This window comes from Fibrobacter sp. UBA2449 (assembly GCF_002342555.1).
Lineage (GTDB): Bacteria > Fibrobacterota > Fibrobacteria > Fibrobacterales > Fibrobacteraceae > Fibrobacter.
This window is the reverse complement of sequence record NZ_DDQF01000010.1, coordinates 292,127-313,702: the sequence shown is the minus strand read 5'-3', so window position 1 is coordinate 313,702 and position 21,576 is coordinate 292,127. Positions and strand designations below refer to the sequence as shown.

Here is a 21,576-nt window from a genome sequence, read left to right as displayed (position 1 = left end):
GAGGAATCCAAATGAAGCAAATTCTCGCAAAAACAGCCATTTTCGCCATCGCGGGCGCAATCTCTGCAACGGCGGCGCTCCCCACCGCAAAGCAGGTCCAGGCCAACATGGGCATGGGGTTCAACATCGGCAACTCGATGGAGGTGCCGAACAACCCGACCGCATGGGGCAACCCCTTCCCCACGCAGGCCCTGCTCGATTCCGTGAAGGCGGCAGGCTTCAACACGGTGCGCATTCCCTGCGCATGGGATAGCCACACGAGCGGCGGCAAGGTCACCGAGACCTGGCTCGATTCCGTGAAGACGGTCGTCGACTATGCGATGCGCGCGGGCCTCTACACGATTTTGAACATCCACCACGAGGGTGAAGGCGGCTGGTTCCAGACAAACATCGGCACGAGCGTCAACTCGACTGTTGACAACAAGATGAAGACGTACTGGACGCAGATTGCGAACAAATTCAAGAACTACAACGAGCGCTTGATTTTCGCGGGCGCAAACGAACCCGGCCCGAATGTGGACCCCTGGACGGCCCAGCACGTAAGCACGCTGATGCACTACTACCAGACGTTTATCGACGCAGTGCGCGCCACCGGCGGAAACAACGAAACACGCACCTTGATTATTCAGGGTCTCAACACCGACATCGACAAATCTGTCGCGAACGCGCCCGTAAGCACGTTCCCTAAGGACAAGGTAACAGGCTATCTGATGTTCGAGGTGCACTACTACGACCCGTACCAGTACACGCTCATGACCAGCGAACAGAACTGGGGTGCGAGCGAGCCCATTATGCCGCAGTACTACTACGGTAATTACCAGAAGGCAAGCGAGCCCAAGCGCAACGCGGGCTACAATGCGTGGGCAGGCTCCATCGATTCCAAACTTGCAAGCATCACCCATCCGCAGGAACAGTTCGCCAAGATGAAGACGAATTACGTGGACAAGGGCTATCCGGTGATTGTCGGTGAATTCGGTGCAAACGTTCGTTCTCCGGAACTGAGCGGCAACGACCTGAACCTACACAAGCAGGGCCGCGTGCAGTGGCACAAGGACGTGGTTTCTGCAGCAAAGCAGTACGGGCTCACCCCCATCCTCTGGGACATGGGCAACGAAAGCAACTCCGGCTACGACAACATGGCCTATATCCGCCGCCAGAGCAGCCCTGTGGGCAAGGTGCTCGAAACCGACGTCATCAATGCGATGCGCAGCGTGTATAACCTCGGCAACTACAACAACACGGGTGTGACGCACGTGGAAGACTTCATCACGGGTGGTGGCACGAATCCGGCTTCGAGCAGTAGCACAGTCACTCCGCCGTCGAGCAGTTCCGCAATCGCGCCTGTTTCGAGCAGTTCGGGAATCCCCCCCTGCGATGCGATGATTCCGGAATGCGGCTGGACAGGAATATCGCCAGACGTTCTCGCGGGCAGTCACGTCAACGCGAATCTCGTACGCGACGGAAGCACGCTCCGCTCGAACGCAGCCATCCGCCTGTTCGACCTGAACGGCAACATGGTGCGTGTGTCCAGCGCGAAAATCGCAAGTGGCCATAGCGAAATGGACCTGCGCGGGCTCCGTCAGGGCGTGTATATCGCCCGTAGCGGTTCGCAGACCCTCCGTGTGCAGGTGAAATAATTTTTTGGCAAAATTGCCGATTTTCGACCAGAAACGGCAATTTAAGCCTTGAACGCCCGTTGAGTGTTCTACACCGCAAAAAACGTGCGGATGCACATTTTTCTTTTAAAACGCACCCACAGAATCTAATTTCAAGGAAAACAATAGCTGGGCAAGCCATGCCCGCACATACCATATAAGGAGTCAAAATGTTTGGTATCGGAAAGTTTGGAATCGTGTTCGGCGCGCTCTCTCTCGCCAGCACGGCAGCGTTCGCCCTCCCCAAGGCGACCGAGATTTACCCCGACATGGGTCTCGGCTACAACATCGGCAACACGATGGAAGTGCCGGGCAACCAGGGAGGCCCGACAGGATGGGGCAACCCCTTCCCGGACGCCGCCTACGTGAAGGCCATCAAGGATGCCGGTTTCAACACCGTGCGTATCCCCTGCGCGTGGGACAGCCACGCTTCTAACGGCACCATTAACGCCGGCTGGCTCGATTCCGTCAAGACCGTCGTCGATCTCGTCATCAACAACGGCATGTACGCCATTTTGAACAGCCACTGGGACGGAGGCTGGCTCGAAGACCACGTGTTCGACGGCAAGGGCTTCGACAAGACTGGCGAAGTGACTATTTCTGCAGCAACAGTTGCCGCCAAGCAGGAAAGCTACTGGAAGCAGATCGCCACCAAATTCGCCGCCTACGACGAACACCTGATTTTCGCATCCGCCAACGAACCGGGCGTGAACGACCCGTGGAACGGCGGTGCGGACAACGGTCAGTGGGCATTTGACGAAACCCGTATGCAGGTTCTCAAGAGCTATCACGAAGCATGCCTCAAGGCCGTGCGCTCTACCGGCGGCAACAACGCCACCCGTATCGTGGTCGTGCAGGCCCCGCGTACCGAAATTGACAAGTCTCCGCTTCTCGCATCCATATATCCGACCGACCCGGCAGGCGACGGCTACACCATGGCCGAAGTCCACTTCTACCCGTATCAGTTCTCCCTGATGACCGGCGGTGACGAAGACTGGGGCAAGATGTTCTACTACTGGGAAGACCAGACTCCGGGCAATGACGCAGCACACACCTGTTCCGGCTCCGCACTCGGCTCCAAGAGTTCCATCGACCAACTGTTCGGCGGACTCAAGAGCCGTTTCTACGACAAGGGAATCCCGGTCGTGATTGGCGAAATGGGCGCAGTCAAGCGTTTCTCCCTCACCGGTGACAACCTGAAGGCCCACCTGAAGGCCCGTGCCGCCTGGTACGGCTACACGGTCACCGCAGCCAAGAAGAACGGTCTCGTTCCTTGCGTGTGGGATACCGGTGACGAAGGCGACGGCAACTTCACCATTATCCGCCGCCAGGTGAACAAGTTCGGCGGCAACGTGGGCGACATTACCGACTTTGAAACTTTGAACGCCATGCGTGAAGCATACGGCCTGGCCGCTCTCCCGGGCAACAGCATTGATTCCATTGTCAACCAGAACCCCGACATTCCTGAAGGCGAAGGCAAGGGTGCCGAGCTCACTTACAAAACCTTAACCTCCGACTCCAGCGAAGTGGGTACGCTCCGTATCAACCTTTCCGGTTCGAACACCGACCTTTCCAAGTATGTCGGCATCGAAATCAGCCTGAAGGGCTCCGTCACCACCGCGGGCGGTTGCACCGGCGCAGGCGACGGCTGCGGCGAATACGGCTGGACTTCCATGGACCTCTTCATGATGACCGGCAGCAGCTGGGCATGGTTCGACGCGCCCGTTATGGAACAGGCCGACAAGGAACTCGACGGATCCAAGTTCCAGACCTTCCAGATCAAGTGGGATGACTTCCGCACCAAGCCGACCGACCTCAACTCCGCAAACGCCATCGGCCTGAACCTCTACGGCACGCAGGTCACCGGCACCATCGTCTTTGACTACATCAAGGGCATCAAGGCCGACGGTTCTACCGAAATCATCGACGACTTCGACAAGAAACCGCAGGCCGAAGGTATCGCAACCGCCAAGGTCGTCCCCATCAGCGGCACCAGCGCCATCAAGCCCGCAGCAGTCGCCGCAACGTCCAAGATGTTCGTGAACGTGCAGCCGGGCCTCGTGACCGCCTCGTTCAGCACCACCTCCGCCGGCATGGCCAAGGCGATGCTCCTGAACACCAAGGGCGAAGTCATCGCTCAGCAGAGCTTCAGCACAAGCAAGGGCGCGAACGCAGTTGAACTGCGCAGCACCTACCGCGGCGTGGCGATGCTCATCGTTCGCCAGGGCAGCCAGCAGCTCGTGCAGAAGGTCATTCTGAAGTAAATTTATTGCCTGGCAAGGTTGGAGTGTTCTAGCCAGACAAAAATCCTTTGGATGTGTGGAAATCCCCCGCAGCGAACGCCGCGGGGGATTTTTCATTTGCACAAACCAACATAGCAAAACACACAAATTAATTATTTTATATCAAGAATTAAGAACAAGAGAATTATAAGATAAATAAAACGTTTTAAATACAATATTGTAAATTAAGCAAGCATGTAAAAATTATTTATGCACTTTTTAACCAACAAATTAACAACGAATTGCAAAAAATTCCTTTATATTTAATTTTACCAACAATTTAACAGCAAGGAGTTATAATGAAATACATCCCCCTAGTAGCACTATCTGCTATCCTGTTCGCATGTTCGCAGGAATCCTCCACCGGAACAGAAGTCGGAAGCGCCGAAGAGCAGCTTCAGAACGGCAGCACGGTTCTTGCCGAAGAAGCCTCGGACAGCGAAGGCGAATTTGCTCTTCTGAAGAAGACGTACAAGACCGACACCTTCCCTTCCGAAAAAACCGTCACCCAATTTCCCGTAAGGATGATTGCATCAACAAGCATCGAAAAAAAATACAAAGCAGATGGGTCTTGCAAAGAAATGAAGGGATTAGTCAAAACAGAAGTCCTGGTATATGACAGCAAACAGAAGACAATGGTTCCGTACAGCAAGCCCCATATCGAAAGCCACATATACCCGGTCAGGAAAAGTCAGCTAAACCAGTATTATAACAATGCCGGCGTTTCGACGAACCAGGGTGACAACAAAGCTGAGGTGGAGTACTATAGCACCTGCACAAACAACCTTGCATTCATCGGCGTCCACCGTATCATCCACGGGAAGGACACGGTTCTCATCACAACGTCAAAGGGTTTCGACACCGAAGCAACTGCCAGCACCTATTACGACAGGTTCATCAAGAGCTTTTGGACAAGATAATCCAGTTCTAGGCTAAACGACCTTGTAACAGCGCCGCATGTTTTACCACATGCGGTCGTATTTTTTTTTGTTCTTTTCCTCGTCCTTCTTCTCCTGCACAATCGCGTCGATCACGGCGGCGACCGTCAGGTTGAAGATATCGTGCACGGAGGCGTCGGAGTCGGTGAAATGCACTGGCTTGTTCAGGCCCATCTGCACAGGACCGATGGACTCGCCCACACCCATCTCGAGGAGCATCTTGCAGGTCGTATTTGCAGAAGAGAGGCACGGGAAAATAAGCGTGTTGACCGTCTGGCCCTTGAGCTTGTTGAACGGGTACTTGGTATCGCGCAGCTGCTTGTCGAGCGCCACGTTCACCTGCATTTCGCCATCGATTATGTAGTCCGGGAACTGCTCGTGAATCATCTTCACCGCATCGCGGGCCTTGTTTGCCGTACCGCGGGCCGCTTCCTTGTCACTGCCGAAGTTCGCGTAGCTGAGCATCGCCATCACCGGTTCGTGAGCGAAGAACCGCACCGCGTCGTGTGTGAGCTTCACGACATCCACGAGCGTTTCGGCATCGGGGTCGCGGTTCACGAGCGTATCGGCCAGGAAGAACGTTCCCTTGCGCGTGCTCAGGATATGCATTGCACCGAAGTGCTTGTATTCCTCGCGGATGCCGATGATTTCCTTCGCAAGTTCAATCGTCTCGCTGTACTTGGAGTAGCCGCCCGTAATGAACGCGTCGGCATCGCCCGTCTTGACCATCATCATGCCAAAATGGTTCGGTTCGAACATGTCGTCGCGGGCCTCGTCGAGCGTCACGCCGTTGCGGCCGTTCTCCTCGGCGTAAATCGTCGCGTACTTGCGGCGGCGTTCGAATTCCTCGGGCGAGCGCGGGTTCACAATCCTGATGCCCGTAAGGTCGAGCTGTTCGCGCTGGGCGATAATCTGGATGCGTTCCGGGTTGCCGAGCACAATCGGGTGTGCAACGCCTTCCACCTTTGCCTGCACGGCAGCCTTGAGCATGTTCAGGTTGCTCTCGGCGAACACCACGCGCTTCGGGTTGCTGCGGGCCGTATCGCTGAACTGGCGGATAAGCTTGTTGTCGTAGCCCATCATGTCGCGAAGCTTGTCGTAATAGGCATCCCAGTCGGTAATCGGCTTGCGGGCCACCCCACTCTCGATGGCCGCCTTCGCGACGGCGATAGAAACTTCCGTAAGCAGGCGCGGGTCAAGCGGCTTCGGAATCAAGTATTCCTTGCCGAAGGTAAAGCGCTGCGCGTTGTAGGCGATGTTCACCACGTCGGGCACCGGCTGGTGCGCAAGTGCCGCAATCGCACGCACGGCCGCATGCTTCATGTGCTCGTTGATGCAGGTCGCGCGCACGTCCAGCGCCCCGCGGAAAATGTACGGGAAACCGATGACGTTGTTCACCTGGTTCGGGTAGTCGCTGCGGCCCGTCGCAAAAATCAAGTCGCCACGGCTCGCCATCGCCTCTTCGTAGCTGATTTCGGGAGTCGGGTTCGCAAGCGCGAAAACAATCGGCTGGTCGGCCATGCTGCGCACCATCTCGCGGGTCAGAATGTTGCCCTTCGAGAGGCCAACGAACACGTCGGCGCCCTTCATGGCATCTTCAAGAGTCTCGATGTCGGTGCGGTCAGTCGCAAAGAAAGCCTTCGCCTCGGTAAGGCCCTTGCGGTCCTTGCGGATAACGCCCTTGCTGTCGCACATCACCAGGTTTTCTTTCCTGAGGCCGAGCGACAAGTACAGGCGGGTGCAGGCGCAGGCGGCAGCGCCGGCACCGTTCACCACCATCTTCACGTCGCGGATGCTCTTGCCCGCAACCTCGATGGCGTTCAAAAGGCCGGCCGAAGAAATGATGGCCGTACCGTGCTGGTCGTCGTGCATCACGGGGATGTCGAGTTCGGCCTTGAGCGTGTCCTCGATTTCGAAGCATTCCGGAGCCTTGATATCTTCCAGATTGATGCCGCCGAACGTCGGGGCGATACCCTTCACGATTTCGATAAACTTCTTCGGGTCCTTCTCGTTGATTTCGATGTCAAAGACGTCGATGCCCGCGTAAATCTTGAACAGGAGCGCCTTGCCTTCCATCACCGGCTTGCCCGCGAGGGCGCCGATATCGCCGAGGCCAAGAACCGCAGTGCCGTTAGAAATCACCGCGACCAGGTTGCCCTTGCCCGTGTATTCGTAGGCCAGGTTGTTATCCTTCTCGATTTCGAGGCAGGGGGCGGCAACGCCCGGAGTGTAAGCGAGGCCCAAGTCCGTCTGGGTGCTGTGCGGCTTGGTCGGCACGATTTCGATCTTGCCGGGCTTGCCCATGGAATGGTATTCGAGCGCCTGTTCCTTCAAATCCTTGCTCATCTTGGCTCCTTTCCGCCGGCCATTACCGCGCGGAATTCTATTTCGGGGCCAAATATAGAAAAAAGTTTACATTTCTACAAGGAGGGGAAAGGGGAAAAAGACTACAATGTCTGGTACATGAAAATGCAGTTTTCGTCGTATTTGGGCTTAACGTGGTTCTGAACGAACGCCTCCTGCTCCGGAGGCAGCCTTGAAAAGCCCATAGTCGTATAGTGCTGTATCAATTTCTCTTGAGGCAACGCATAAATATACAAGGCATTAACACCTATGAGCTTGCCGACAGATTCTGCCAAGGGGCGAACAAAAGAGAGAAAAATATAATACCCTATGCGCTTAATTCCCGGGTGGTTCCTTCGGTAAGCATCATTCACAGCAAAATTCGCAAGTTCAATCGCCGGGATTGATTCAAAAGCATCCTCGAAAACCTGCAGTGTTATCAATCCAGTTTTGAGCGAAAAATAACCAACCAGCTCCCCCGTAACCTTGTCCTTGACAAGATAAGTCCTACTCATCTTGTTAGTTTCATCCACGACAGACTGTTTCTTTAAATAGACCTCCAACCCTAGAGCATCGTTCGAAACATTAAATTTTTCTATAAGGATCTGGTTTTCTGGGGACTCAAATAAATGTTCTACGGAAAAAGCTGGAGTATCATAAACGGAAAACTCAACGATCATTTGCCGAGAGCCTCCTCTATTTTTTTTCGGTCAATTTCTTGCGCTTCAAGGATAGACTTTTCAAACTCCTTGCACATATCGTTTAATTTCGAAAAATCAGGCTTTTTCGTGTGGAGAATATACTGGTAGGCAGCACTATTTTCTAGGCACCCCATAAATTCTTTACTTGGCGTTCTCATTACATATTCTCCTGTTTTAGAGACAATATATATTTTTTGCATTCCAATAGCAAGTCGCGTCTCTTTCCCTAATTCCTGGTGCCTCATCAAATCAGGCAAGCACTGTTTGCCAAATTGCTTCTCCTAGAACACCGAATCCTGTTCGTCTTCAATCTTTTCCGCGTTCTTGAAGTAATAATAAAGGACTAAATAGCCCTGGCGGGTGGATCGCTCACTTGCGGAACATTCAAGGACAACCATGTCAAGACTATCATCGAGTTTTTCTCCTTGCCCCCAAATGGCAGCCAGAGTACGCGCGCCGCCCTTTAAGGTGTACATCCAGTAGCTCGCATCATGAAAAACAGAACCCGGGTCGATTTCATCGCGGATCAAAGGTTCCCCGTATTTCTTTGCAATACGGTCCTTTGTGGCGTTGAAGGAAGTCTGCAATTCCGTTCCGTAGTCATTCGTATTGATATCTGAAGAAATTGCTTTAATCTGGTATAAGCCCTTATTTTTGTCAACATATACAATATAATGCTCAAATGACGGATGACTTTTCTTTGGTTTGATCAGGTAGGCATCATTTTTTACGAACTCGGGTTTGCCTTCGCACTCCTTGGCAATATCCTTAATCGTCATGCCCATCTTTAGACCGAAAGGCGATGCCATAGCAAGGGCGGGGAATATCGCCACAATCAGAAGAAAAAGCTTCTTTTTCATATTATGCCTCCTGGAAAGAGTGTTTCTGTCCATAAAGATACATTCTTCGAGTGTCAAAAGATGACAATCGCGGAAATTTTCGTAAAAAAGGCGAAAAATCAGACAGGTATTCAACAATAATTTTCTTGAACTTTGTCGACTTTTATCGACGTTTTAAGCATTTTTCGCCACCTTCCAGTTGCATTTTTTATCTGAATCAGAGCGAGTAAGGATTCCCGCCTCCACTAGTTTTTTCATATCGCGGTAGATAGTCTCTCGCCGGACTCCAAAGCGTTCTGCCAGTTCCGTTTGCAGAATATTCGGATTCTCTTTCACAATGTCTAGAATCTGTTTCTGGCGTTCACTGATTTTTACTGTGACATTTTGCTGTGACATTTTACTGTGACATTTTGCTGTGACATTTTTTGATTTTTCAGTCACAGTTTTGTCCTTGACTTTCTTGTAGTCAACATGCAGATAGCGATTTTTCAGTTCGTTGTGTTCGCCCATTAGCAGATTCCGGAAGAACTTTTCAAGATACTCCGGCTCCTGCTGGATTCCCTTTCTCACATTCTTGTAGTTGGCGCGGACGAGCGCATTCCTGAAATACCACGAATTCTTGGCGAAAATGTCGTTCCCGACTTTAAAGCCCATGGAACGCAGATACTTGATGGTAAAGACCGCAGTCGTGCGCGTATTGCCCTCGCCAAAAGCATGAATCTGCCACAGACTCGATACGAAAAACGTCAAGTGCCGAACAATCTCGTCCATGCTCAAGTTGCTGTAATTGAATTCTCGTTCACGATCAAAATCGTAATCCAGGGCCATCCGTAGCTCATACGAAGCGCCATACATCACGGAATCCCCGTTCAGCACCCATTCCTTTTTCGAAATGTTGTATTTGCGGATTTCTCCGGCATGCTTAAAAACTCTCTCAAAAAGGCGTTTATGGATTGCGATAAAAAAAGACGGCGAAAAACTGAACGCCTTCTCGCTCAAAACCTGTGCGATGCGAGCAGAGACCTTGTCCGCCTCTTCTTTTTCGTCCTGATCATCCGTCCGCTCCGTCTTCGATTCATAATAAGAATCTATGAGCGTCTGCGCTTTGTTCAGGGATATCTTCCCTTCAATGTTCTTCTTGGCGACTTCGAGCAGATAATTCGAAGGAGTCAGGCCATCAACCTGCTGCAAGCCGATAGCCGTGGACCACGCGTAGGACTTTTCCCGCTTGGCAGGCTCGACCTGACGGATGTATTCTTCAAAATCCAGTTCTGACGGTTTCTTTCGCATCGGAGTTCCTTGAAGTTTAGGAATTAATATAACTTTTTATTGAATCAACACGGGCTTCAGCTTAAAAGCATCAGGGTCAACAGTCATTTTGTAGATTTTCATTTCAGGATTTAGCGTGCGTGCCACACTCACAATTTCATCCTGCTTACTTTTCTCTACGTTGATTCCAAGATAAAGCGAGCGGAAACATTCTTCACCGATTTGTGGATAGAAGCGAAGGCCTTTGTAATCAAGGTCGCCATTTTCGTCTTTTTGTGGTTTTGGCGGGTCACTAGGAACTCCCCCATAATAAGGTCTATATATTAATAGGCGGATTTCTTGTTCATGTTCCCAGTCCTTGGCCTTTGTAGATAACTGGTAACGATAAAAGTCACTTTCATCAGAATCATGAAAAATATCGGGTTTTTCTAAAATATCCTTATACTGAACTTCTAATATTTCAACGCCAGCGCCACAACCATTCCATACATACGCAAAATATTTTTGTGCTTTTGAAATATCGACGCCTATACAAACCCCGTTATGGCTGCTGTAATAACTCCACATAAGCAGAGCGTCATTTACCTTGGATAAACTGCATATCCACGCATCATCCCATGTCTTTTTATACGGAACAAGCTCTATCTGAGAAACAATATTAGCTGGCCAAATTTTACATTTTTCATCAGGGACATTTGAAAAATTAATCAAACTAGGATGGCAATCAAATGGATCGTTCAACCTGGAGGGATTAGTGAATTGAAGATTATGGTTCTTCAGCATCTTCAATCCGCCTTCAAAATCAAGGTATTTATATAATTGAGGGCCAACCATTATATTTCTCTTAGAAATGCGACCACAGTTTCGATTCGTCCCAGGTCTTTTCGGCAAATTTCTTCTTAATGGTCTCTTTTTCAGCAGGAGCGCAATCATCAGAATATAATTCAGACAAAGCCATTGCTCGCCCACTTATATCCCCTGACAAATCGGACAAGAAAGAAAGTCGTTTTTTCATTGTATCGCGCCAACCATCTATAAAGGGATCATTTTTCTCAACGTCTTCAATTTGTTGGCAAATACAATCAAAATAGTATGCGAAACTAGGTGCAGAACGATAAATTCTATTTTCAATCATCAGAACTTGATGATAGTTTAGCAAATTCAAATCGATTTTTTGAATACCCTTCAAGACATAAATCATGTGGGAAGAGCACTGCATTGCATATCCACTTAAGCGATTCAAAAACACCTGAAATTCTGTTCCCGTTAACCGCAAGAACGGGCAAATCTTTACGGCAACATCAAAAAAATCGCGATTCCCTATAAGTTGCGCAATTTCTTTTTGCGATTCAGCAGGAACACCATCTTTTTGCTCTTGCATAGCTTTTTCAAAGGATTCCTGTATCTCCTTTTGCGCATCTACTTTTATTTTCTCCCATTTCGTTTCACAAGCATCAAAGAATTCCATTAACTGCTTACAATAATCAATAGCCGTTGTCGTATGCTGATGTTCGGCTTGACGTTTGTTGATGCGATATTGCAAAAATGCAAATATCGCCATTGCGATACCAGTTATCGCAGCAAATATATCTCCAATACTAATTGAACTTTCTAGACACATATTTTACCTCTTCAAACAATTCCCACAATCTATTATCTCGCATAAACCTTTTGCTCTACTTCATCCATAAAATCATAAAGGCCTTCAACATATTTTCCGTCCTTTATTCTTTGTTTGATTCGCCTATTCATCAAGAATCTAAAAATTATAAAAGTCCGAGAGCCTATATGCTCTTTTATGCCTTTTGTCGCAATTGTTGCAAGAGCGGAGCGCCTTTCAGATTCTTTTTTCATTGAATAATCAAATAATTTCCAATAAGCAATTAAAACGAATATATTCTTTTTCACAAAACCAAACAGATGTGCATGATTATACCCAAAATGGGAATCACATTTTCCACCATGAAGGTATTCTGATACTTTTCGAAGAATTTCCTTTTTTGAACCCAATCGACGCATAAGTTCTCTTATTTCACCATCTTTGGAATCTTCATATTTTGCTATCAGTTTCTCCTTTTGTTCCATCGACATATGTTTTAGCGCAAATTCAATAACTTCTCTTAAGCAAGGATTTTCATGCCTCAATTCATATTTTTCAAATGGAATTACATCTATTATCTCGATTAAATACTTTCCATCGGCCTTTTGCCAAAAATCTGATAAGGACGCATATCTAAAATCAGTTCCGGCATTAGATTTTTCAGGTTTTGCCAGGACTCGTCTTGTTTCATCTAATACAATATTTGCAATTTCACGTTCACGACAGTCAAGATGTTCTATAAGATCTGACAAAAGTTGCATTTTTATATAAAGATTGTCCGTTTGTGGATAAATTTCAAGAGCTTTATCAACTATTTTTGAGTAATTAAATCCTGCAACTTTATGAAGCCAATCAAATGCTGAATTGCAATTTCCCCAGGAAGGCTGATTTTTGAATAAAGTTTTTTCCGTGACCAAATATCTTGTCAAATACGCAACAATTGTCAATAATTTTTCTTTATCAACATATTCAGGAATCTTACCATCAAATACGATTTGTACATATCTAATAAAGGGTGTTACCCAAATAGGACAATTCAACGATATTATTTGCTGAACATCTAGACTTTTCTGCGATGCACAAACCCCTATAGCCATCGTATCAACAATTTTTTGCTTTACATTTTCATTTTTCTTCAAGAAATTTTTCACTTCTTCATCTGAATGCGACCGAACATAGCAATCATAAAAACCTATCCAAAAATTATTGTCATCCGAAAAACATCTTTTTACTATGTATCTAGCATTATCAAACCATGTCGCAAACGGGCCATTCTTTTCAAATGGCTGCAAAAATTTCACCACGAAATCTGAAAATACGGGAGTATGCCTACACTTAAAATTTATTTCATAGCGAATATTATGTTCAATATTTTCATATTCTAAATCAAAGAAATGATAATCAGAAATGCCATTTGAAGAATTATTTTTGAAGAATTCTTCAATAGCATTAATTTCCTCTATTATTTTTGAGGAATCAAGAAGTAAGATGCTTTCCTGTGACAATTTATCATTATGTTCTTTCTCTAATTTAGCTAGTAATTCGTCTCTCGCCTTATCTTCTTGAATTTTTTTCTCAAACGTCTTTTCATATTCAGATTTAATAGCCTTATATAAAGGACGATTCCCATCAACAGTATTATAAATTTTCATCAATAGCGAGTTGTCATTTCCTGCCGTAACCTTTTCTCGTACTAATTGCAGATTAGTTCTCGCTAAAGTTTCGTCAGAAATATCTAACAGCAATGTAACCAGACTCCAAAAATACCAATCCCTATTCCAAGTCAACGTTCCAATATTTTGCAAAATCTTTTCAAGCAAACACAACTTTAATTGGTCAGGCAAATCTTTCAAACACGGTTCAATTTCATAGAATGGAAATTCTCTTTTTTCATCCATGGCATACGAAATTATTCCATAAACAATTTCAACTTTGCCCATAGATATAAACCGCCCGTTTTTTTGTAAAAAATCAAAAATTATTTTCTTCAGTTCTCCAAATTCGTAATTGGTACTATGAAAAATAATATGAGCGTGGTTTAATTCGTTAATTATATCAACAGCATCATCAGCAGAGAGGTAATTACCATCCTTTAGTGAATATATAAATGAATTAATTTCGCCGTCAGTATGAATGCAGGGGGTCTTGTAATTATCATCTATTTCATCTGGAATTATATCTGCATGTTGATTTTCGTTGCATTGGTGCTTCATGACCTCAATACACAAAGACTTTGCGATTTTCCTTATATAATCATCATCAGAAAAATCATTAAAAACTTCTAACTGAAAATAAAATTCCTCATAGCTTTCAAATTTTCCAAAACCTAGAGTATTTGGGAAAAGCTGCTTCAGGAAATCATTCCATTCATTTGAAGACCAACCTTTTGTCCACCCATAAGTTTTATACCAATTTAATATAGCAGACTCAGATAAAAGGCCTCTAGTTTTTTCTTTTGCCAAAGTATCGTTTAGGAATGTTTTTATGATCTCAATAGAAGCATGTTTTAATTGTTCTTGCTGAGATTTTCCCCATATAATTTCGCCCCACAAACCCAACAAGATTATTGCGTTTGTGTATCCAATTAAATTCTGATTTGTTCTATCGCAATGATATTTCTTTACATACCCTATTAGATATTCAAATATTTCCTCTTTACCCTCAGCAGGAATCAACCCGCACATAGCCTTATTCAAAGCGGATATACCAGACAGGCAATTAAAAGAACTTCGCCAGCGCAGATAGTATATAATTTTACTTTTTTCTTCAAATTCTTCAAAAATCTTTTTATAGCAACTAGCTCTATTTTGAGGCGATAGCGTCCGGTAATCCGTCAATAATATATAAGCATTTGTTTCTTTGCTTAGTCTTTTCTTCAACCGAGATACTAATTGTATTTTTGAATCAGCAATATTAAAAATAATGCTAATGATATTAACAAACTTAATGTTCAATCTGCCAGAAGAAAGGAAGAAATCTTTCTTTATTTTGGACTCATGCTTTAGATAATACAGGGCAAGAAAATATTCAAAGAATAGATTAGATACAAAACTTATTTTTTCAGATTCACTGTATTTAATAAGCGAAGAATTGATTACAAACAAGAAATCATCCTGTGTAGAATCTTTTAACTCTCGCTCCGAAAAAACAATTCGCCCATTACAAAATGTTTCATAACAAAGATTTGACAATTCTTCAATTACTTTTCCTCTATCTATTGAAGATTTGTCTTTTTCTCTTGCCGGTATATTATTTGCGTAATCCGATTTTTGTTTATCCTTATCTAAAAGATGAAGAACAACCTTTTCAAAAAAATCTTTATATCCAGATATATCTTCATTTGTCTCTAAATATTTCCGATAAAATGGAATAGTAATAACGTCAAGGATTGCAGAATTTTGAAATCTTTCAATCAACTTTCTATTCGTTGCTTCATATTGATCAAAATCATCAGTTAAATCTATCAAAATTTTATTTTGACTTACACCATTTATTTCTGAATCAAATGAAGCCTGACGACCGGAAATAACAAATCGAACATTTGTAAATTGACTTCGAATATTCTTCAAATACTTTACGAGTTCAATAAGGTTTATTCCGGAAATTTCATCAAGTCCATCAAGAAAGAGAATGATATTTTCTTTTTCGTCAAATTTCTTATAAAAGTCTCGCTGAAAGTTTTTCAATTCAAAGAAATATACAATCGGAAAGAAATTATAATCATCGTAATTTTTCGTATCAGAAAAAACATCTAAAAACTTGTTGTATGCATATTTAACTTCCGTTGATTTGCCAACACCTCCAATTCCTTGAATAAATACATCAGGAAGCTCTTCCCATTTATAATCTTTCGCCAAAGACAGCAAATAGCCGGCAAGACAATGTTTTCCTTTGTCATCTTTTAAAACGGTTTCACCTCGACTTACAACTATTCGGGAAGAATAGATATTCCCTTCGATATCTATTTCCTGTTTTCTTAAGACACCTTCTTTTTGCTTGGATAAAATATTTTGAAAATAGGTGTTGTAAATATCAGAAGAGACAAGACCTTCGTGATTATTTTTCCATTCTTTCAATAAGGAAACAGGATAGTCTTTTTCATTACTGTCAACAAGTTTATTGCATGTTTCGCATAGCAAAATAAGATTGTCAATACTCCGTCGTTCATCATCAGTCATTTTGCTGTCATAACGAGGACCATCAGGACTCGCCGCACATATATGAGCAATCTCACCTATTTGATTATCTTCTGTAACTAAGGGGTTACGGCATTTAGGATTGGCGCAAACATTTCCCGACAGACCATAAAGCCTTTTTATGGTATTTTGTGATATATTTCGAGCTTTATTGTATGATTGCGCCATAAATTCTACCTACAGCACCTTAAATAGTTGTTCTAATTTGGCGACGATTCGTTTTTGTTCGGATATAGGGGGAATTCCAATAGGAAGATTTCTAAAAATATCTTTATTTAGATGCGGGATTGCCGCACCTTTTTTTGAATTGCGTAGCAAATCTTTATAAGCAAGAATTTGAATCATTACATACGGTTTATACATCGTTTTGTTTACAATAATTTGTTTAAATGTACTTCCCATGATGCCATCAATGGGAACTTCAAATACTTCACCAGAATTTTCTCCATCTACCAAAATAATGTTATCGCCCTTTTTTACAAATCTACCGCCTTGAATCTTTTCTGCAGATGATTTACCTCTTAGGTACTTAGCATCAAGTAAAATTTCTGTTAGAGACGTCTTTTCGCCATCAACTAAATAACAGAGATCTCCTAATCGACATATTTCCCACTTTTCTGGCAAGGCGAACGATAGTTCTTCCTTTGTGATAGGGTCAATAACCAAATCTTTCTTTTTTAATTTGCCTTGTTCGACTAATTCTTGTTTCTCTTTTCGGATTTTTTCTAAAAGAACAGAGGCGGGTTCGTCTTTGGGGTTTTGGGGGACGAGTTTGCCTTGGATGGCTTCTTGGAGGATACTCTTTTTAAGGGCTTCGGGGAGTTCCTTGTTGAGTTTATCTAGTTGTTCCTGGGCGGTTCCGTATTCTTCTGCGAGCGGGAGAACTTGTTCAAGTTTTGCGACGATTCGTTTTTGTTCGGCTAAAGGTGGTATAGGAATGAATAAGCTTCGAATTGCGGCTTGAAATAGATTTGCTTGAGCAGTTTGTTTCGATTTAGACTGTATTTGCTCTTGTAAGCAAGGTGATTGTAAAGCATACATTAAATAATATGAATCGAGTTCAACAACACGAATCATTGCTGCACTACGAACCATAACATAACAATTATCGTCATTTACAACAGCAACCCTGCCAACGCTTCCTGAACAAGAAATCAAAATATCATTACGAGACGGATTACATCTATTGGCAATACGATTATATTCGCTTTGATCTACATAATCTACGGAGTCTAAAGAAATCTTTCCGTCTAAAATGTTTCTAGCCGATAAAAGGTAAAAACCTTGAAAAGAATCCACTCTTTGGGGTGTTAAATGCTCTCCATCAGTAACAATTCCTGCAATTGAATTTATGTTAGTCCACGCCCAATTCTCTGGAATTTCAAATGGGATTTCATCTGAAATGTCCTTGGGGGCGGCGTTGCCGGCTTGTTCGTACCAGACGCCGTTTTCACGATAGATGCGAGAGGATGGAGCTGATTTCTTTTTCTTCAGATCCTTCGACTTCGTGCCTTTGGCACTTCGCTCAGGATGACACGGTTCGTCTCCATTTCGAGAGGCGGCGATGCGTTCAAGCAATTTCTGGGCGGGTTCGTCCTTGGGGTTCTGCGGAACGAGCTTGCCTTGTATCGCCCATTGCAGAATGCTGTTCTTGAGTTGCTTTCCATCCATCGTCGCTAGCTCCTAGATCCCCGAACGGAGTCGGGGATGACAATGGTGTCAATCCCGAGGAGTTTCTGGATTTGTTCCAGTTTCTTGTCGATTTTCTTGTCGAGTGCGGCGCGTTTCTTGTGGTAGTCTTCCAGGAGTTCTGCGGGCGGCAATACTTCCTCTTCTTCCTTGGGGAACTTGCACTGGTCAAAGTTGCAGTCCATTTCCACAAGTTCTTCGGGGGTGAACTTGCGGGACTTTTCGCTGACGACTTCACCGTCGTCGTTGGTTTCGAGGATTTCTTCGCGGTTGTTCCACCAGTCCATTATGGGCTTGCAGTGTTCCAGGCGCATGGGCTTCGTCTTGCTGAAGTGCTTGTAGCCTTCGGGCATGTCGAGGCGGTAGAACCAGGTTTCCTTTGTACTGAACCCTGTCGGGGCGCCTTTCGCCTTTTCGTTGTCGAAGAACAGGATGTTCGTCGCAATGCTGGTGTAGGGGCTAAAGATGCTGCCCGGCAGGCGAATGACGGTGTGCAGGTTGAATTCGCGGAGCAACTTCTGCTTGATAGCGAGTTTTGCGCCGTCGGTGCCGAACAGGAACCCGTCGGGGATAATCACGCCCGCACGGCCCATCTTTTTGAGGCGATACATGATGAGCACAATGAAAAGGTCGGCGGTTTCGCTGCTCTGCATGCTCGTCGGGAAGTTCAGCTTGGCATTCATGCCGGTGCTGCCGCCATAGGGCGGGTTCATGCCGATGCAATCCACCTTGTCGCTGTCCTTGAATTCCGTCACCTTGCGACCGAGCGAATCCGTATGGGTGATGTTCGGTTCTTCGATGTCGTGGACAAGCATGTTGGTTATCGATAGCAGGTACGGGAGCGGTTTCCATTCCTGCCCGACAATGGACGACTGGAATTTCTTTTCGTCGCTCGTGGTTTTTACGGAGGGTTTTAGGTAGTTCAGGCAACTGGTCAAGAAACCGCCCGTTCCGCTGGTAAAGTCGCCGAATGTTTCGCCGAGTTTTGGGTGCAGTTGTTGCACGATAAAGTCCGTCAATGCTCGCGGGGTGTAGAATTCGCCCGCATTACCCGCGCTTTGCAAATCCTTCAGGATCCCTTCGTAAATGTCGCCAAAGGTGTGGCGGTCATCGGCATCGCTAAAGTCCACTTCGTCAATGATATTGATGAGCTTGCGGAGGATGATGCCGTCTTTCATGTACTGGTTCAAATCCTCGAAAACCATCCGCACAATCGCCTTGCCGCGCGGAGTGTTCTCGTTCACAGGCAAGTTCTTGAGCGTCGGGAAAAGTTCGTTGTTCACGAATGCGAGCAACGCATCGCCCGTGAGCGCCTTGCCGTCTTTTTCATCGACAGCCCAGTTGCGCCAGCGCATCTTTTCGGGAATGATGGATTTGTACTTGTCCTTGGTGCATTCCCAGATTTCTTCCTGGGCGTCATAGACCTTCAAGAAAAACATCCACACCATCTGTTCGATTCGCTGGGCGTCGCCGTTGATACCGGCATCACCGCGCATTTCGTTCTGCAATCTTTTGACCAAGTTGTTTACGGACATATTTTACCTATAAATTTCCATTGAAAAATCTATGACAGATTTTTTCCATCGCCATAGTACATTACGCGACATCGTCTGTCAAGTAGAGCTGCTTTTTCAGGTCTATAACGGCGGCTTCGTAGCCTTCACGGCCGCCAAAAAGCTTCATAATCTTGGGAACGGTGCCGATATGGCTGAACGGGTCCAGTTTCAGGACTTCGTTCTGTTCCATCTGCAAAATGCCGTCATCGGCGTATTTTACGAGAAGGGCTTCTAGAACTTCGCGGGCCTTGCCCTCGTATTTTGCCAAGTAATTACGCTTTTTCACGTTGTTCGCGCGTTCGCTGCGGGTCAGCGGTTTCTGGTCGAATGCCACGTGGCAAATAATGTCGAATACATCCACCTTCGCAAGGGCAGGGTTAGCCTCGCGGATGGCATCAATTAAAACGTCATATTCCTTGAGTTCATCGACAACGGCTGCCTTGCGTTCTTCGGCAGTCCAGCGCTTGATAAAATCGTCCAGCGTTGCGAACTTGCCGCGGATGTTTTTGCGGGTAAAGTCGGTAAAGCTTTCGACCACCTGTGTCTTGCCATCGGCACCCAGATACGAAACCGTCTCGGCATCAATTTTCACTTCAACGTGGTTGATGTAATACTTCTTGGGACCAGTCTTCACATTACCCGACGGGTCGTAGGGCTGAGGTTTTTCACCAACATGGTCGGGCGGTTTTGTTCCGCCGAACGGTTCCTCGGGCATTTCGGGTTCACCGTCAAATTCAGGGTCCTTGAACAGTTTTGTCGCATTGCGAAAATCAAGGATTTCAAAATGCCATTTGCCCTTGTCGGTCTTGAGGCGGGTGCCGCGGCCTACAATCTGCTTGAACTCCGTCATCGAGCCGATTTCCTTATCAATGACGATAAGTCCGCAGGTCTTGCAATCTACGCCGGTGCTCAACATTTCAGATGTTGTTACCACCACCGGATAGGCTTCGTCGGGTTCGATAAAGTTGCCGAGTTGCTTTTTGCCCACGGCGTCATCGCCTGTAATGCGCATTACGTAGCGGGAATCTTCCTTAACCATGTCGGCATTCAAAGTCACGAGCAGTTGGCGCATCGCATCGGCTTCTTCTACATCGGTACAGAAGACAATCGTCTTGGTCATGCGGCCAATCTTGTAAAGCATCTGCGTAATGCGTCGGGCCACCACTTCGCGGCGGGTCTTGATAACAAGCTCGCGGCCAAAATCAGGGCGCTGGTAAAGCTGTTCCGGAATCACGTTTCCAAAAAGGTCAATTTCTTGCGGACCCTCCGGTGCCCAGCCCTTCAAATCCACATTCAAAAAACTGTTTGTCACGCGATACGGAGCAAGGAAGCCGTCCTCGATTCCCTGCTTCAACGAATACGTGAAAATCGGTTCGCCAAAATATTCCAGGTTGTTCGCACCGTTCTTGACCTTGGGCGTTGCCGTCATGCCAATCTGTGTTGCGCCTCTGAAATATTCCAGGATCTTTCGCCATTCGGAATCTTCTTTTGCAGAGCCGCGGTGACATTCGTCCACCAGAATCAAATCGAAAAATTCAGGCTTGAATTCCGTAAACGGATCGGGTACGCCTTCATCGTATGAAACCAGCTGCTGGTACAGCGCCATGTAGATTTCAAAACTGGAATCTAGTTCCTTGCCCTTTATCTTGGTCATGATTTTCTTGAAGGGCTTGAAATCTTGAACCATGGTCTGGTCAATCAAAACATTGCGGTCTGCAAGGTACAGGATTTTCTTTTTGCAGCCGGACTTGTGCAGGCGTTCGATAATCTGGAAAGCCGTATAGGTTTTGCCTGTACCCGTCGCCATCACGAGCAATATTCTCTGCTGGCCTTTCGCGACCGCCTCAATCGTGCGGTTGATCGCAATACGTTGGTAGTAACGGGGAGCGTGCGTGTCCGCATCCCAGTAGTACGGCTGGTTGATGACGGCTTCTTGTTCTGGAGTGAACTTTTTGTTCGCTTGCAAACGCGCAAGAAGTTGTTCTCTCGTCGGAAACTTGTCCAACGGAATTTCAACTTCCATTCCAGTCAAAAAATCGTGTTCTATAAAGCCGTCGCCATTGCTGCTATATGCGAACGGAATGTCGAGAATTTCGGCGTAATCCATCGCCTGCTGCAATCCGCCACCCACGGGGTGGTTGTTATCCTTCGCCTCGACAATGGCTATCGGGTAATTCGGGGCAGAATAAAGCAGATAGTCTGCCTTTTTGCCCTGCTTGCGGGCATGCTTGCCACCCTGGAAAATCACGCGCCCGTCGGTGAAATACTTTTCCATGCGCATATCTTCGGCCGCCCAGCCCACAGCGTTCAACGCCGGCGTTATGTAGCGGTTCTTGATATCTTCTTCGGAAAGTTCTTTCTTGTTTTCGGGCATCGATGTAAATATATATTAAGAAAGAGGTACGAGGAAATGCAAGGTAATGATTTCAGGGCACTTTTGGGGTTAATTTGGGTGCTTTCACAATAAAATTTCAACGAAATACGGAAAATGTATAGATATTCCGTATT

The 21,576-nt window shown here is 46.2% G+C and carries 14 protein-coding genes; 3 read left to right on the top strand and 11 right to left on the bottom strand.

Annotated elements, in window-relative coordinates:
- Positions 1 to 11 precede the first annotated feature (11 nt).
- From B4B27_RS07260 to B4B27_RS07250, 3 genes are all read left to right on the top strand, one after another.
- Positions 12 to 1,637, top strand: coding sequence for a cellulase family glycosylhydrolase (locus B4B27_RS07260; RefSeq protein ID WP_290725134.1), 1,626 nt, complete (start codon positions 12 to 14; stop codon positions 1,635 to 1,637).
- Between the two features lie 188 nt (positions 1,638 to 1,825).
- On the top strand, positions 1,826 to 3,919 hold the full coding sequence (locus B4B27_RS07255) for a glycoside hydrolase family 5 protein (RefSeq protein WP_290725132.1): 2,094 nt from the start codon (positions 1,826 to 1,828) through the stop codon (positions 3,917 to 3,919).
- A 317-nt stretch (positions 3,920 to 4,236) separates the two neighbouring features.
- The gene (locus tag B4B27_RS07250) at positions 4,237 to 4,857 is read left to right on the top strand and encodes a hypothetical protein (RefSeq protein WP_290725130.1); all 621 of its coding nucleotides are present in this window, start codon (positions 4,237 to 4,239) and stop codon (positions 4,855 to 4,857) included.
- Positions 4,858 to 4,899: 42 nt separating this feature from the next.
- Here the strand turns inward: B4B27_RS07250 and B4B27_RS07245 are convergent, their stop codons facing one another.
- The 11 genes from B4B27_RS07245 to hsdR form a co-directional block, all read right to left on the bottom strand.
- Complete coding sequence (locus B4B27_RS07245; protein WP_290725127.1) at positions 4,900 to 7,221, bottom strand: NADP-dependent malic enzyme; 2,322 nt, start codon at positions 7,219 to 7,221, stop codon at positions 4,900 to 4,902.
- A gap of 101 nt (positions 7,222 to 7,322) precedes the next feature.
- Positions 7,323 to 7,898, bottom strand: coding sequence for a hypothetical protein (locus B4B27_RS07240; protein ID WP_290725125.1), 576 nt, complete (start codon positions 7,896 to 7,898; stop codon positions 7,323 to 7,325).
- Entirely contained in the window at positions 7,895 to 8,176 is a 282-nt protein-coding gene (locus B4B27_RS07235; protein ID WP_173382167.1) for a hypothetical protein, read from the bottom strand. Before B4B27_RS07235 ends, B4B27_RS07240 begins: the two co-directional genes overlap by 4 nt.
- A gap of 24 nt (positions 8,177 to 8,200) precedes the next feature.
- The gene (locus B4B27_RS07230; protein ID WP_173382166.1) at positions 8,201 to 8,779 is read right to left on the bottom strand and encodes a hypothetical protein; all 579 of its coding nucleotides are present in this window, start codon (positions 8,777 to 8,779) and stop codon (positions 8,201 to 8,203) included.
- Positions 8,780 to 8,932: 153 nt separating this feature from the next.
- Positions 8,933 to 10,048, bottom strand: a complete 1,116-nt coding sequence (locus tag B4B27_RS07225; RefSeq protein ID WP_290725121.1) for a Fic family protein — start codon at positions 10,046 to 10,048, stop codon at positions 8,933 to 8,935.
- A gap of 36 nt (positions 10,049 to 10,084) precedes the next feature.
- Positions 10,085 to 10,861, bottom strand: a complete 777-nt coding sequence (locus tag B4B27_RS07220; protein WP_290725119.1) for a DUF2971 domain-containing protein — start codon at positions 10,859 to 10,861, stop codon at positions 10,085 to 10,087.
- 10 nt (positions 10,862 to 10,871) lie between these two features.
- Entirely contained in the window at positions 10,872 to 11,648 is a 777-nt protein-coding gene (locus B4B27_RS07215) for a hypothetical protein (protein WP_290725117.1), read from the bottom strand.
- A gap of 32 nt (positions 11,649 to 11,680) precedes the next feature.
- Complete coding sequence (locus B4B27_RS07210) at positions 11,681 to 15,991, bottom strand: NACHT domain-containing protein (RefSeq protein ID WP_290725115.1); 4,311 nt, start codon at positions 15,989 to 15,991, stop codon at positions 11,681 to 11,683.
- A 9-nt stretch (positions 15,992 to 16,000) separates the two neighbouring features.
- Positions 16,001 to 17,494, bottom strand: a complete 1,494-nt coding sequence (locus B4B27_RS07205) for a restriction endonuclease subunit S (protein ID WP_290725113.1) — start codon at positions 17,492 to 17,494, stop codon at positions 16,001 to 16,003.
- A 5-nt stretch (positions 17,495 to 17,499) separates the two neighbouring features.
- Positions 17,500 to 19,047 carry an HsdM family class I SAM-dependent methyltransferase gene (locus B4B27_RS07200; protein ID WP_088657001.1) on the bottom strand — a complete coding sequence of 516 codons (1,548 nt, stop codon included), beginning with the start codon at positions 19,045 to 19,047 and terminating at the stop codon, positions 17,500 to 17,502.
- A 61-nt stretch (positions 19,048 to 19,108) separates the two neighbouring features.
- The gene (hsdR, locus tag B4B27_RS07195; RefSeq protein ID WP_290725109.1) at positions 19,109 to 21,442 is read right to left on the bottom strand and encodes an EcoAI/FtnUII family type I restriction enzme subunit R; all 2,334 of its coding nucleotides are present in this window, start codon (positions 21,440 to 21,442) and stop codon (positions 19,109 to 19,111) included.
- Between the last annotated feature and the right edge of the window lie 134 nt (positions 21,443 to 21,576).

What these genes read in the sequence shown, in the direction of transcription:
- B4B27_RS07260 (WP_290725134.1), top strand. Translation starts at nt 12, where the DNA reads ATGAAGCAAATTCTCGCAAAAACAGCCATTTTCGCCATCGCGGGCGCA.
- B4B27_RS07255 (WP_290725132.1), top strand. Translation starts at nt 1,826, where the DNA reads ATGTTTGGTATCGGAAAGTTTGGAATCGTGTTCGGCGCGCTCTCTCTC.
- B4B27_RS07250 (WP_290725130.1), top strand. Translation starts at nt 4,237, where the DNA reads ATGAAATACATCCCCCTAGTAGCACTATCTGCTATCCTGTTCGCATGT.
- B4B27_RS07245 (WP_290725127.1), bottom strand. Translation starts at nt 7,221, where the DNA reads ATGAGCAAGGATTTGAAGGAACAGGCGCTCGAATACCATTCCATGGGC.
- B4B27_RS07240 (WP_290725125.1), bottom strand. Translation starts at nt 7,898, where the DNA reads ATGATCGTTGAGTTTTCCGTTTATGATACTCCAGCTTTTTCCGTAGAA.
- B4B27_RS07230 (WP_173382166.1), bottom strand. Translation starts at nt 8,779, where the DNA reads ATGAAAAAGAAGCTTTTTCTTCTGATTGTGGCGATATTCCCCGCCCTT.
- B4B27_RS07225 (WP_290725121.1), bottom strand. Translation starts at nt 10,048, where the DNA reads ATGCGAAAGAAACCGTCAGAACTGGATTTTGAAGAATACATCCGTCAG.
- B4B27_RS07220 (WP_290725119.1), bottom strand. Translation starts at nt 10,861, where the DNA reads ATGGTTGGCCCTCAATTATATAAATACCTTGATTTTGAAGGCGGATTG.
- B4B27_RS07215 (WP_290725117.1), bottom strand. Translation starts at nt 11,648, where the DNA reads ATGTGTCTAGAAAGTTCAATTAGTATTGGAGATATATTTGCTGCGATA.
- B4B27_RS07210 (WP_290725115.1), bottom strand. Translation starts at nt 15,991, where the DNA reads ATGGCGCAATCATACAATAAAGCTCGAAATATATCACAAAATACCATA.
- B4B27_RS07205 (WP_290725113.1), bottom strand. Translation starts at nt 17,494, where the DNA reads ATGGATGGAAAGCAACTCAAGAACAGCATTCTGCAATGGGCGATACAA.
- B4B27_RS07200 (WP_088657001.1), bottom strand. Translation starts at nt 19,047, where the DNA reads ATGTCCGTAAACAACTTGGTCAAAAGATTGCAGAACGAAATGCGCGGT.
- hsdR (WP_290725109.1), bottom strand. Translation starts at nt 21,442, where the DNA reads ATGCCCGAAAACAAGAAAGAACTTTCCGAAGAAGATATCAAGAACCGC.